This window comes from Pseudooceanicola marinus (genome assembly GCF_020177265.1).
In the GTDB taxonomy this organism is placed as follows: Bacteria; Pseudomonadota; Alphaproteobacteria; order Rhodobacterales; family Rhodobacteraceae; genus Pseudooceanicola; species Pseudooceanicola marinus_A.
Map to the genome: position 1 here is coordinate 113396 of NZ_JAIVMC010000011.1, position 13709 is coordinate 127104.

General features: G+C 67.6%; 11 protein-coding genes and 1 pseudogene. 9 read left to right on the forward strand and 3 right to left on the reverse strand.

Annotated elements, in window-relative coordinates; all coding sequences use genetic code 11:
- Position 1: 1 nt before the first annotated feature.
- Positions 2–736 (forward strand): aspartate/glutamate racemase family protein, encoded by a 735-nt coding sequence (locus LC066_RS18595; protein WP_224902201.1) that lies wholly within the window; start codon positions 2–4, stop codon positions 734–736.
- Between the two features lie 131 nt (positions 737–867).
- Here LC066_RS18595 and LC066_RS18600 read toward each other — a convergent pair.
- The 3 genes and pseudogenes from LC066_RS18600 to LC066_RS18610 all read right to left on the reverse strand — a co-directional run.
- Positions 868–1191, reverse strand: a pseudogene (locus LC066_RS18600) (aldo/keto reductase); the annotation flags it as partial.
- Between the two features lie 21 nt (positions 1192–1212).
- The gene (locus tag LC066_RS18605) at positions 1213–2691 is read right to left on the reverse strand and encodes a M81 family metallopeptidase (protein WP_224902203.1); all 1479 of its coding nucleotides are present in this window, start codon (positions 2689–2691) and stop codon (positions 1213–1215) included.
- A gap of 14 nt (positions 2692–2705) precedes the next feature.
- Positions 2706–3593, reverse strand: a complete 888-nt coding sequence (locus tag LC066_RS18610) for a MurR/RpiR family transcriptional regulator (protein WP_224902206.1) — start codon at positions 3591–3593, stop codon at positions 2706–2708.
- A gap of 266 nt (positions 3594–3859) precedes the next feature.
- Between LC066_RS18610 and LC066_RS18615 the strand changes: the two genes are divergently transcribed.
- The 8 genes from LC066_RS18615 to LC066_RS18650 all read left to right on the forward strand — a co-directional run bounded on the left by LC066_RS18615 (position 3860) and on the right by LC066_RS18650 (position 13261).
- On the forward strand, positions 3860–5185 hold the full coding sequence (locus tag LC066_RS18615) for an aspartate aminotransferase family protein (RefSeq protein ID WP_224902208.1): 1326 nt from the start codon (positions 3860–3862) through the stop codon (positions 5183–5185).
- A 4-nt stretch (positions 5186–5189) separates the two neighbouring features.
- Positions 5190–6671: a M81 family metallopeptidase gene (locus LC066_RS18620; protein ID WP_224902211.1), complete on the forward strand. Its 1482-nt coding sequence runs from the start codon at positions 5190–5192 to the stop codon at positions 6669–6671.
- Between the two features lie 36 nt (positions 6672–6707).
- Complete coding sequence (locus LC066_RS18625; RefSeq protein WP_224902214.1) at positions 6708–8288, forward strand: ABC transporter substrate-binding protein; 1581 nt, start codon at positions 6708–6710, stop codon at positions 8286–8288.
- 85 nt (positions 8289–8373) lie between these two features.
- Entirely contained in the window at positions 8374–9318 is a 945-nt protein-coding gene (locus LC066_RS18630; RefSeq protein ID WP_224902217.1) for an ABC transporter permease, read from the forward strand.
- On the forward strand, positions 9315–10178 hold the full coding sequence (locus LC066_RS18635; protein ID WP_222480458.1) for an ABC transporter permease: 864 nt from the start codon (positions 9315–9317) through the stop codon (positions 10176–10178). The genes LC066_RS18630 and LC066_RS18635 overlap by 4 nt, the downstream gene beginning before the upstream one ends.
- Positions 10178–11845 (forward strand): ABC transporter ATP-binding protein, encoded by a 1668-nt coding sequence (locus LC066_RS18640; protein WP_224902220.1) that lies wholly within the window; start codon positions 10178–10180, stop codon positions 11843–11845. Before LC066_RS18635 ends, LC066_RS18640 begins: the two co-directional genes overlap by 1 nt.
- Positions 11842–12708 (forward strand): carbon-nitrogen hydrolase family protein, encoded by an 867-nt coding sequence (locus LC066_RS18645; RefSeq protein ID WP_224902222.1) that lies wholly within the window; start codon positions 11842–11844, stop codon positions 12706–12708. The genes LC066_RS18640 and LC066_RS18645 overlap by 4 nt, the downstream gene beginning before the upstream one ends.
- Before the next feature lies 1 nt (position 12709).
- Positions 12710–13261 carry a carboxymuconolactone decarboxylase family protein gene (locus LC066_RS18650; protein ID WP_224902225.1) on the forward strand — a complete coding sequence of 184 codons (552 nt, stop codon included), beginning with the start codon at positions 12710–12712 and terminating at the stop codon, positions 13259–13261.
- Positions 13262–13709 lie beyond the last annotated feature (448 nt).

Genomic DNA, 13709 nt, shown 5'->3' on the forward strand with positions numbered 1-13709 from the left:
CATGACCACGACCCACCCGCTGCCCTGCCTGGGGATGATCGTTCCGCCCGCGAAGGGAGACGTCCCACCGGAACCGACGGAGCTTTACGGCGACCGCGCCCGCTTCGTCGCACGCGGCCTGGCCCTGGCCGAGCTGACCGCGCGCGGCTATGACGGGGTGATCGACCGCGTCGCCACCCTGGCCACGGAGCTGAAGGCGGACGGCGCGCAGGCCATCTCCCTCATGGGCACCTCCCTCAGCTTCTACCGCGGCGCCGGATTCACGCGGGAGCTGCGCGAGGGGATCACCGCCGCAACCGGACTGCCCGCAACCACGATGACCGACAGCGTGATCGAGGCAATGCGCCGGTTCGACGCCCGCACCCTGGCCGTGGCCACCGCCTATGGCGAGGAGGTGAACGACCGGCTTGTCGCCTACCTGCAGGCCGAAGGGTTCCGCGTGGCCAGCCTGAAGGCCCTGCACCTGACGGACCTCGATGCCGTGCAATCGACCTCGACCGAGCGGCTGGTGGATCTGGGCGACGCCGCCCTCGACGCCGCAGGGACGCCGGTGGATGCATTATTCATCTCCTGCGGGGGCCTGCGGACTCTGCCCGTGAACCGTGAAATCGAGGCCCGGCACGACCTGCCCGTCATCTCCTCGGCCGTGGCCGGGGCCTGGGGCGCGATGCGCTGCGCCGGGCTGGACGCCAGCGCCGCCACCGGCGGGCGACTGTGCGCGCCCGCAAGCGTCTAAGCCGTCGCTCAGGTCCGCCGCCGCACCGAAACCAGGTACCGCGCCTGCGAACGCTCGCGCCGGTCGGACCGCCGCGGCGGGCGCGACGTCCCCCCTCCCGGGCGTTCCCCCGGGAGGGGCCGCGCGGACCTTCAGCCCTTGCGGTCCTTCAACGGAGCGTCCGCGCCGTCCTTGACCCCCTCGAAGACGACCTGGGCGCCCTTGTCGAGGAAACGTTCGCGCTGCGCGACGCCGAAGTCACCGTAGGGGTATGATTTCTGCGGCACGGGCCGGCTGAGCTGATCGAGGCGATCAGCGGCCTCCGCCTCCAGCGTGAGTTCGGTTGCAGCGAGGTTTGCCGTCAGCTGATCGACGGTGCGCGCGCCAACGATGGGGGCCGCGACGCCGGGCCGGTCCAACAGCCATTTCAGCGCCACCTGCGCCGGGGTCGCGTCATGGGTCTTCGCGATCTCGCAAACCGCCTCGACAACCCGGGGTCAGGTGTAGAAGGCAGGCGGCACATGGCGGTAGGGCAACAGCGACATGTCGGCGGGCGCGACACCCGGGCAGTCAACTTCATGGATCGAACCGCAAAGCGCCTCGAATCCCGCACGAAAATGGTTCTTCGCCTTGATGCCGAAGATCGCGATGCGGCTGAGGTCGATCTTGTGCAGGTCGCACCAGGCCGGATCATTGGCGCTCTGACAGGTCTCGCTGATGACCACCTGCATCTGGCCTGCGCGCAGCACGGCCGTGCGCCCCATGTCGATCTCGCGCCCGTATTCAAACGGTCCCTGGTTGCGGAAACGACCATCGGTCAGGCGCTCCACCACTCCGTGGAAGGGCACAGGAGCCCCGAACTCCGACGTGATGCGCCCGCCAAGGGCACAGTCGATCGCCGCCCCCTCGCCAAGATCATGCGCCCGCGACACGAGGTCCGGATCGAAGAAGAAGCAGAACAGCATCGGCAGATCCGACCCGCTCTCCACCATAGAACGGAACAGCGCGGTGGTGTCGCCGATCCCCCCCGACAGCGGGTTGTCGGCCGCATCCACCAGCGTTACGGGCCAGCGGGCGCCTTGGTCCAGTTGCCTCAAGGCTTGAGCGACCCCCTCCCCAGCCCCGGGCAGGGAAACGCGGAAGGCATCGCGGCGTGCCTCATAGGCAGCGCTGAGACGATCCAGCAGAGGGTCCGGCCCCAACCCCGGATCATGGGTCACCGCCACGGCTGCCCGGGTGTTGGGGGTATCGGCATAGGTGAAACCGCCGAAGAAGGACACGTCGCCCACGCCTTCGGCCTGGCAGGCCTCCTTTCCGAGGGTCACGAGTTCTGCCATCGGCCCGCTGACGGTGCGCATACCGTGCGATAGCGGGGCGAAATCAAGCTGGCGCAGGGCGACCGAGGGCCGCACGCCCCGGGTGAAGGCGCGCTCCATCAGGGTCAGCGCCCGCAGCGCGGCGGCATCCATGTCGACGTGGGGGTAGGTGTTATAGCCCGACAGGATGTCGATCGCCCCGGTCATCGAGGGAGCGAGGCAGGCGTGCATGTCGAGGCTGACCGCCAGCAGCGGGTCCGGGCCGATCACCTCGCGCACAGCGGCAATCAGGGAGAAGTCCGGCGACAGGTCGCCCTCGGCCACCATTGCCCCGTGCAGCGACAGGTAGACCCCGTCCCAAGGCTGATCCGCCAGGTCCGCCAGGATTTCCTCTTGGATCGCCGCCAGCGCCTCGGAGGTGACCGGGCCCAAGGGCGGCGCCGAGGTGCAGCGCGAGGCCGCGACCTGCCAGTGCGGGTGGTCGTCAAGGAACCGCACCAGCCCGCCCAACTCGGTCGCCGTGCCCCGGGCGCCCGCCAGCGCCTCCCGTCCCCGAGTCCATTCGCGGCGCTTGAAATCCTCCAGCCGGGTCGGGATGGGGTTGAAGGAATTCGCCTCGTGCCAGAGACGGGCGACGGCGATGCGGCGGGGCTGGGGCATGGGAAGTCCTCGGGTCAGATCCGGCGGCGGGGGATCGTGTTGGCGTAGATGTCCAGCGTCGCCAGATGCTGGTCGGCGGCCTGCAGGGCCTTCAACGACCCCTCGCGGTCCCGCGCGGCCATCAGCCCGCACAGGACCTCGGACACCGCCAGCGCCGGGGTCAGCGTATGAAAGAAGGTGCGGCTTTCGGTCGAACAGAGGATCACCTGATCCGAGATCGCGATCAGGGGCGAGACCTCGCTGTCGGTGATCGCCACCACCGACAGGCCCTTTTCACGGGCCAGCGCGGACAGTTCCAGCGATTGCACCGCATAGGGGCTGATCGAGATCACCAGCAACACGTCCTCGGGCCCCGCCCACAGCAGGCCGTCGGCGCCGGTGCCCGCCGGCCCGTCCAGGTGGACGGTGCGGTCGCCCAGCAGGGTCATGACATAGTGGAAATGCCAGGCCACCGAATGGCACGAGCGCAGGCCCAGCACGTAGACCCGCCGCGCCTGCCCCAGCAGATCCGCCGCCCCTTCCAGACGGGCCAGCGCCTCCGGTTCGCTCAACCGGGCGATCTGCGCTGAAAGGCTCTGCAACATGTCGTGGGCCAGCCCGCTGCCCGCCTGACCCTGCTCGCCCTCGCGCTCCCGCGCCCGGGCAGCGAAGCCATCGGCGCGCAGCCGCAGCGCTTCGGAGAAATGGGCCCGGATGTCCTCATAGCCGGACAGGTCCAGGAACTTGGCCAACCGGGTCATCGTCGCCGGCTGCACGCCCGCATTGCGCGCCAGTTCCCGCATCGAGACCAAGGCCACCTCCTGGGTGTTCTCAAGGATGTAGCGGGCGGCCTGCTGCAATTGCGGTGACATCTCGTCAAAGCGGGCGACGATCCGGTCCCGCAGGGCATCCTGTTGCAACATTCGTTTCACTCTCTGTCCTGATCCGACCCTCTTTCTGCGCCTCACGGCCCGGAAAGACAACGCATTCCTAAGAATAGATGCGGACTGGCACCATGTGAGGAAGATTTGAACGTTTCACAGACGAAAAACAAGAGCCATACGTTTCGCACAACCATCCTGTGAAACATTTGTTGCAATACGCGTCGCGCTCTGCGAACCAAGAGGAAGCCGCGGCATGTTCCGCGATTCCCCTCCGGCCCCGGCCGGGACGCAGTACGGACAAGACCATGACCAAACTCCTTCACCGCAAGATCGGCGCCCCGCTGCCCCATGCCATTTCCGGCCGCGGCGTGACGATCTCCGATGCCGCCGGGCGCAGCTACATCGACGGGTCGGGCGGTGCGGCGGTCAGCTGCCTCGGTCATGACCACCCCGAGGTGCTGGCAGCGATGAAGGAGCAGATGGACCGGATCTCCTACGCCCATACCTCCTTCTTCACCACCGCGCCGGCGGAAGAGCTGGCCGAGCGGCTGACCGCCCTGGCGCCCAATCCGTTGAACTGGCTTTATCTGGTGTCCGGCGGCTCCGAGGCAGTGGAGGCGGCGCTGAAGATGGCGCGGCAGTATTACGTCGAGATCGGCCAGCCAGAGCGGCGCCACATCATCGCCCGACGGCAAAGCTATCACGGCAATACCATCGGTGCCCTGGCGGCGGGCGGCAATGCCATGCGCCGGGTGCAATTCCAGCCGATCCTGCCCGAGACGCATCACGTCTCGCCCTGCTATCCCTACCGTGATCAACGTCCCGAGGAGACGCCCGAGGCCTATGCCGCCCGGCTGGCCGAGGAACTGGAACAGAAGATCGAAGAGCTGGGCGGCGACCAGGTGATGGCCTTCGTGGCCGAACCGGTCGTCGGCGCCACCCTGGGCGCCGTGCCCCCCGTGGCCGATTACTTCCAGCGCATCCGCGCCATCTGCGACCGCCACGGGATCCTGCTGATCTTCGACGAGGTGATGTGCGGCATGGGCCGCACCGGCAGCCTTTTTGCCTTCGAACAGGAAGGCGTCGTGCCCGACATCGTCACCATCGCCAAGGGGCTGGGCGGCGGCTATCAGCCGGTCGGCGGGGTGCTTCTGTCGCAGCAGATCTACGAGGCCTTCCGCGACGGCTCGGGCCTGTTCCAGCACGGGCATACCTACATCGGCCATCCCATCGCCGCCGCCGCCGCCAACAAGGTAGTCGAGATCATCACCCGTCCTGGACTGATGGCGCAGGTCAACCGCCTGGGCGCACACTTGCAGGCCGGCCTGGATGCGGCCCTGGGCCAGAGCCCCCACGTGGGCGACATCCGGGGCCGGGGCCTCTTCCGCGGGATCGAGATCGTGGCCGACCGCGACAGCAAGACCCCCTTCGACCCGTCCCACAAGATCCACGCCCGGATCAAGGCCGAGGCCATGGCCGAGGGGCTGCTGTGCTATCCCATGGGCGGCACCATCGACGGCATCCACGGCGATCACGTGTTGCTGGCCCCGCCCTATGTCTGCACCGAGGCGGAGATCGACCAGATCACCGACCGCCTCGCCCGTGCCATCCGCCGCGTGACGGAGGGCTGAGCCGATGACGCGCCGCATCGCCTTTGCCGGGTTCAACCTGGAATCCGTGACCGCCGTGCCCCAGGTCTCGACCCGGGCCGATTTCGAGCGGGTCTGCTTTCGCGGCGCCGAGATCCCGGCGCAGTACCGGGGCACCAACACGGTGGCGGGCGGCGCGCTGCAGGTGCTGGACGCGGCGGGGGCCGAGATGGTGCCGCTGTTCCACAGCCTGCTGGGCGCCCTGGGCCCTGCGGCGGATGACGGCGTCACCGCCTTCGCCGACGAGCTTGTCGCGGGGCTGACCAACTCGGGGCCGCTGGACGGACTGGTCCTCTACCTGCACGGGGCCTGCTGGGCGCCGGGGTTCGCGGATGTGGAACGCCACATGATCGCCCGCGCCCGCGCCGCCTGCCCGGATCTGCCGATTGCGGTTGCGCTGGATTATCACGGCAATATCGACGCCGCGACCCTGGCCGAGGCCGACATCGCCGTGGCCTATCGCCATTCGCCCCATATCGACATGGGCCAAACCGGCGAACGCGCCAGTGCCGCCCTGCTGCGGATGATCCAGACCGGCAAGACACCCGGCCTGGCCGTGGCCCGCCCGAACGTGGTCATCCCCTCGATCCTGTCGGCCACCGCGCTGGAACCGCTGGCCTCGCTCATCGCCCGGGCCCGGGCCGAAGAGGCGGCGGGCGATTGCGACATCTCGGTCATGGGCGGCTTCGCCTATGCCGACAGCGCCAATACCGGCATGTCGGTCATCTGCCTGGACTGGCAGGGCCAGGCGGCGGCAGAAGAGAAGGCGACCCGCCTTGCCGAGAAGATCCACGAGGCCCGCGCCGCTCTCTTCGACGCGGTGCCGATCTGGCAGATGGACGAGGCCATCGCCGAGGCGGCGCGGATGCGCGGCAGCGGCGCGCCGGTGGTGATCCTGGAACATGCCGACCGGATGAACGACAGCACCCATGGGCTGCGCGCCGCGCTGAAGGCGGATCTTGGCCGCGTCATGGTGCCCTTCCTGCTGGATCCCGAAAGCGCCGCCGCCGCCCATGCCGCCGGGGCGGGGGCCGAAGTCACCCTGCACCTGGGCGGCAAAAGCGCCCCGGAAACCGGCGGCCCGCTAAAGCTGCCGGTGCGCGTCCTGTGGACCGGCGAGAAACGCTTTGCCGTCTCGGGCCGTTACCAGCAGGGGGCGCCGGTTGATCTGGGGCTGACCGCCCTGGTCGAGGCAGGCTCGGTGCGGATTTCGATCACCTCGCATTTCGCCTTCGCGGTGGATGGCGACCCCTTCTACATCTTCGACGAGCGGCCAGAGGACTATGACGTGATCCTGCTGCGCTCGAAGACCCATTTCCGCGATTTCTACACGCCCCTGGCGGCGGCGATCCTGGTCACCGACACGCCGGACCTGGGCCCCGCCGATGTGCGACTGATCCCCTATGCCCAGCTGGACACCAGCCGGGTCTACCCCTGGTGCGCCGATCCGGCACACCCAATTGAATAACAACAAGAAACTGTCCCCCCAACACGGAGAATGACAATGACTTTCCACTCCCTGAAGACCCTCGGCCTGGCCGCCATGCTGGCGGGCACCGTCGCCCTGCCCGCCTGGGCCGAAACCACCCTGACCGCCGTCATGCAGGCGCCGCTGCGCTCGCTTGATCCGCATCTGAGCACCGCGCAGATCGTCCGCACCCATGGCTTCATGGTGTTCGAGACCCTGCTGGGCATGGACGAGGACTATCAGCCGCAACCGCAGATGGCCGACTACGTGGTTTCTGACGACATGCTGACCTACACCCTGACCCTGCGCGACGGGCTGATGTGGCACGACGGCACCCCGGTCACCGCCGAGGATTGCGTTGCCTCGCTGATGCGCTGGTCGCAACGCGACGGCTCGGCCCAGACCATGATGGAGTATGTCGACAGCATCGAGGCCACCTCGGACAGCGAGTTGGTGATCCACATGAAATCGCCCTTCGGCCCTGTTCTGGAACTGCTGGCAAAACCCTCGCCCATCCCCGCCTTCATGATGCCCAAACGCCTGGCCGACACCCCTGTGGGCGAGCAGATCCCCGAGATCATAGGGTCGGGTCCCTTCAAGTTCGTGGCGGATGAATACCGCCCCGGCGATCAGGCCGTCTACGTGAAGAACGAGGACTACGTGCCCCGCGAAGAGCCCGCCAGCTGGACCGCCGGCGCCAAAGTGGTGAACGTGGACCGCGTGGTCTGGCAGGCGATGCCCGACATGCAGACCTCGATCAACGCCATTCAGTCGGGTGACGTGGACCTGATCGAACAGGTCACCATCGACCTGCTGCCGCTGCTGGCGATGAACGAAGAGGTCGAGACCGGCATCCTCAACCCGCTGGGCGCCCAGGTGACGGGCCGGTTCAACCACCGCCTGCCGCCCTTCGATGATCCCCAGATCCGCAAGGCCGTGATGTACGCGCTGGATCAGGAAACCATCATGCAGACCGCGATCGGCAATTCCGAGTACTACCAGCTTTGCCCGTCGATCTACGGCTGCGAGGTCCCGCTGGCCTCTGACGTGGGTGCGGAATACCTCGAAGGCAGCGCGGAAGACCGGATGGCCAAGGCGCAGGAACTGCTGGCGGCATCGGACTACGACGGCACCCCGGTGCTGATGATGCAGCCCACCGACCTGACCGTGCTGACCACGCAGCCCATCGTCGCCGCCGAGCGGATGCGCGAAGCGGGCTTCGCAGTCGAGGTCGCCTCGATGGACTGGTCGACCCTGCAATCGCGCAAGAACGGCTGGCAGCCGGTCGACGAGGGCGGCTGGAACTTCTTCTTCACCTACTGGGGCGTCGCGGGCATCTGGAACCCGCTGGTGCATTCGCTGATCAACGGCTCGGGCGATGACAACACCTGGGCCGGCTGGCCGGTGAACGCCCGCATGGAAGAGCTGCGCGCCGACTACCTGACCGCAGGCACCCTGGACGAGCAGAAGGAAATCGCCGAGGAGATCCAGCAGATCGCCTGGGACGACAGCTTCTACTTCAACGCGGGCGAGTTCAAATCCGTCGCCGCCTGGCGGACCGAGCTGCAGGACATCCAGTCTGGCCCGATCACCTTGTTCTGGGGCGTCGACAAGTAACCTCTCTCCCCGACTTGGACGGGCGGCGGCCCCCTTTCGCCGCCCGTCCCCTTTTCTTCGCCCCTTCCCCGTCCCGGAGACAGCGATGCTCACCTATTTCCTGCGCAGGCTTCTGATGGCCATCCCCGTGATGTTCTTCGTCGCGGTCTTCGTCTTCCTGCTGCTGCGCCTCACCCCCGGGGATCCGGCGCAGGCCATTGCCGGCGACCAGGCCTCTCTCGACCAACTGGAGGCGATCCGCGACAGCCTCGGGCTGAACGACCCGCTGTCGGTGCAATTCCTGACCTGGATCGGCAACATGGCCCAGGGCGATTTCGGCCGCTCTCTGATCTCCGACCGCCCCGTGCTGGAAATGATCGGCCAGCGCCTGGGCCCCACCGTGGCGCTGGCGCTGGTGGCCATGGCGATGACTCTGATGATCGCCCTGCCCATGGGCGTGCTGGCCGCCTGGCGCCATGGCGGCATGACCGACCGGCTAGTCATGGCGGTTTCGGTCATCGGTTTTTCGGTGCCGATCTTCGTCATCGGCTACGTGCTGATCGGGGTATTCGCGGTGAACCTGCGCTGGTTCCCGGTGCAGGGCTACAAGGCCCTGGCCGATGGCATCGGCCCCTTCGCGCATCGCATCTTCCTGCCCGGCCTGGCGCTGGCCTCGATCTACATCGCGCTGATCTCGCGCATGACCCGCGCCTCGATGCTGGAGGTGCTGCGCGAGGACTACGTGCGCACCGCCCGCGCCAAAGGCCTGCCCGAGGGCATCGTGCTGTTCCGCCACGCCCTGCGCAACGCGGCGATCCCGATCCTGACCGTGATCGGCACCGGTTTCGCCATGATGATCTCGGGCGTGGTGGTCACCGAAACGGTGTTCAACATCCCCGGGCTGGGTCGGCTGGTGGTCGACGCCGTGCTGGCCCGCGACTACCCGCTGATCCAGGCCATCATCCTGCTGACCGCAGGCACCTACGTGCTGATCAACCTGCTGATCGACCTGTCCTACGCGCTGACCGACCCGAGGATCCGCTATCAATGAGCCAGACCCAAAGCGCCCCTGCCGCATTGCGCAAGCGGCTTCTGGAAACGCCGCCGCATTGGACCACCCTGCTGGCCCTGGCCGTGCTGCTGGCGATCGTCGCCATGGCCCTCTTCGCGCCGCGCCTGGCGAATTTCGCCCCGACCGAGCTGAACGCCATGATGCGCCTGAAACCCGCCGATGGCACCTACTGGATGGGCACCGACAGTTTCGGTCGCGATCTCTATTCCCGCGTGGTCTACGGCGCCCGGGTGTCGCTGATGGTGGGCGCGGGCGTGGCCATTGGCGCCATTGTCATCGGCCTGCCCCTGGGGCTGCTGGCGGGCTGGTTCCGGGGACTGGACGCCGTGCTGATGCGGGCCATGGACGGGCTGATGGCAATCCCCGGCATCCTGCTGGCCATCGCCATTGTCGCCCTGACCAAGGCCGGACTGACCACGGTGATCATCGCCATCATGCTGCCCGAGATCCCGCAGGTGGTGCGCCTGGTCCGCTCACGCGTGCTGGCCACCCGGTCGGAAACCTTCGTCGAGGCCGCCGTCCTGTTGGGCACCCGGCCGATGCGGATGATCTGGCGCCACCTGCTGCCCTCGACCATCGCGCCGCTGATCGTCCAAGGCACCTATATCTACGCCTCTGCCATCCTGACCGAGGCGGCGCTTTCGTTCCTCGGCGTCGGCATCGGCACCGAGACCCCCACCTGGGGCAACATCATGGCCGAGGGGCGCCTTTACTTCGCGATGAACCCCTGGCTGGTCTACTGGCCCGCCATCGTGCTGTCGCTGTGCATCCTGTCAATCAACCTGCTGGGCGATGCGCTGCGTGACAGGCTGGATCCCAAGATGAAAGGCCGTTCGTGATGACCGTTTCCCAATCCGGCCAACCCGTCCTGTCGGTCCGCGACCTGCGCGTCGCCACCATGGGCCGCCGCCCGGCAGAGATCCTGAAGGGCCTGACCTTCGACATCGCCCCGGGCGAAACCCTGTGCCTGGTGGGCGAAAGCGGCTCGGGCAAATCCGTCACCTCGCTGGTCACCATGGACCTGCTGCCGCGCGGCGAATTGCAGGTGACGGCAGGGCGTGCCGAGCTGAACGGCGAGGATATCATCACCGCCCCTCCCGCCCGCAACAAGGCCCTGCGCGGCGCCGAGATGGCGATGATCTTTCAGGAACCGATGACGGCGCTGAACCCGGTGCTGACCATCGGGTTGCAGATGGACGAGATCTACCGCGCCCATACCAGGATGCGCGGGCCGGACCGCAAGGCCGCCGCCATCGCCGCCTTCGAAAGCGTCAACCTCCCCGACCCGCCGCGCATCTACGACAGCTATCCGCACCAGTTGTCGGGCGGCCAGCGCCAGCGGGTGATGATCGCCATGGCCCTGGCGCTGAAGCCCAAGCTGCTGATCGCGGACGAGCCCACCACAGCTCTGGACGTGACCACCCAGAAGCAGATCCTGGAACTGATCCGCAAGCTGCAGGACGAGATGAATACCGCCGTTCTGTTCATCACCCATGACATGGGCGTGGTCGTCGACATCGCCGACCGCGTCTGTGTCATGCGCCACGGCGAGGTGGTCGAGACCGGCACCACCGAAGAGGTGCTGAGCGCCCCGCGCGAACAATACACCCGCGACCTTCTGGCCGCCGTGCCCGCCCTGACCCCGCGCCCGGCGCGCGCGCAAGAGGCGCCTGAGCATGTGCTCGAGCTGGTCGAGGTCAACAAGGTCTTCGAGTTCCGCTCGGCCCTCAGCAAGCTGATGCGCCGCCCCGGCCACCGGGTGCAGGCGGTCAGCGACGTCAGCTTCCGCCTCGACCGGGGGCGCACCTTAGGCATCGTCGGCGAAAGCGGCAGCGGCAAATCCACCGTGGCGCGCTGCGTGCTGCGGCTCGAGGATCCGACCTCGGGCGCGATCCTGGTCAACGGCCATGACATAGCCCCGCTGGAGGGGCAGACGGCCCTGGCCCCTGCCCGCCGCGCGGTGCAGATGATCTTTCAGGATCCGAACCGCTCTCTGAACCCCCGCTTGACCACCGGCGACAGCCTGGTCGAGGGCGCCCTGAACGCGGGCGAGCCGCGCGCCGAGGCGTTGGCCAGGGCCGGTGAGCTGCTGGAGGTGGTGGGCCTGCCCCGCGATGCGCTGTCGCGCTATCCGCACCAGTTCTCGGGCGGCCAGCGCCAGCGCATCGCTATCGCCCGCGCCCTGATGATGTCACCTGATGTGATTGTGGCCGACGAGGCTGTCTCGGCACTGGACGTCTCGGTCCAGGCCCAGGTGCTGGACCTGCTGGCCGAGGTGCAGGCGCGGCGCAATCTGGCGGTCCTGTTCATCACCCACGACCTGCGCGTGGCGGCGCAGATCTGCGACGACGTGATGGTTATGCGGCGCGGCGAGGTTGTGGAATTCGGCCCGGCAGGGCAGGTTCTGGCCAACCCGCAACACGCCTATACCTGCGCCCTGCTGGAGGCCGCCCCCGGTCGCGACTGGGATTTCGCCAAAGGCCGCCGCGTGACGGAGCCCGCATGATCGCCGCCCATCTCGTTCAGTTCGACGCCGCCCCTCTCGACCCGGCCCGCAACTTCGTCCGCATGGGCGAGTACGTCCGGACCGAGGCGGCGGCGGGCGCCGTTCTGATCGTCTTCCCAGAGCTGTCCAACACCGGCTATGTGGAACCCCTGGTGCCCGGCGGCCCCTTCGTGACCAAGGTGCCGCACTATGGCGAGGCCCTTTGCGCCGCCTGTGCCGACCCCGCAGGCGAGGAGATCGCCACCCTGGCCGCCCTGGCCGCCGAGCTGGGGGTCACCCTGGTCGCGGGCCTCGGCCTGCGCGATGCGCGGCTGGCAGGGGTCCTTCACAACGCGTCCGTGCTGATTACACCCGACGGCGTCGCGGGGATCTACGTGAAGACCCACCAGTGGCAGAATGAAAAACTCTACTTCACCCCCGGGGACGCCCTGCCGGTCTTCCCGGCCCTCCGCACGACACTTGGAATGCAGATCTGCTACGACATCCGCTTCCCCGAGGTGACCCGCGCCCTGGCTGCGCAGGGGGCCGAGATCATCACCTCGGTCTGGGCCTCTTTCGGGGCGGACGGCGCCCCGGTGGTGGATGAGGACCTCTTCCTGCACCGCGCCTATACACGGGCGGTCGAGAACGGTGTGCACTTCCTGTCCTGCAACCGTGCCGGCACCCATGGCGACCAGCGGTTCTTCGGCCGCTCCTGCGCCGTGGCGCCCGATGGCCGGGTGCTGGGCCGGCTCGACCATGACCGCGAAGAGGTGCTGCGCGTCTCCCTCGACCTGGCCGAGGTGGCCCGCTACCGCAGTTTCACCGGGATCTGGGCCGACCGCCGTCCGGCCCTTTATGCCCGCACCCTCGACGAGACCTGACATGACCGACACCCCCTGCCCGCCCCTGACCGACGCCGACTGGCCCGAGGAGATCGCCGACCTGCGGGACGGTTTCGCCGGACAGCTGAACGTCTATCGCACCATGGCCCATCACCCGGCGCTGCTGCGCGCCTGGGCGCCCCTGCGCCAGCATGTGGTGAAGGACAGCGCCCTGGGGCCCGTCCGCTCCGAGGTGGTGATCCTGCGCGCCGCCGTCCGGCTGGGGTCGTCTTACGAATGGCAGCAGCACGTCAGCCGGGCGCGCAAACTGGGCCTGTCCGACGCCCGCATCGCCGCGATCCGCGACATGCCTCAGGGTGAGGAGGGGTTGATCGTGCGCGCAGTCGACGCCCTGCTGGACGATCACATGCTTTCGCCCGAGCAGGAGGCCGAGCTGGCCGCCGCAATCGGCCGTGCGGCGGTCATCGACCTGATTGCCACGGTCGGTTTCTATTCGATCCTGGGCTATCTTCTGATGACCTACCGAACCCCGCTGGACGACGACATCGCGAAAGAGCTGGGAGCAGAACCAGCGGCCGGCAGGCTGGGCTAAAGTTTGCGCCCCACTCAAGGTAAGGTGGGCTTTTTTCTCCAATTAGCCGCGTACGAAAACGGCGGTCCCCTCACCGGTCAGGAGCATTCTGCCCCGATTTTCAGGGTACCCCCGGGGGGGGCATCGGCAGGCGACTAGCCTGGATCCCTGCCAGAGACCTCAGCTGACCCCATGCGAAGCAGCGCCTTGGTGGTCGCGAACGCATAAGCGGACCTTCGTGCCTGCCGCAGCAAATTACCGGAGCCAGCCCTTCCAAGACATTTGTATCAGGTGCAGCATGTCGCCAGGCACGGACACAAAGGGCGGAAAGCTGCAGTTCACGACGCGCGCTAGGGTCAGGACCCATTGTTTTCCGCAGGTTGGCGTGATTCACGGCTCGAAAAACGAGCGGTGACATGTCTGATCTTTTCTGGCTGACCGACGCGCAGATGGCGCGTCTTGAGCCCTA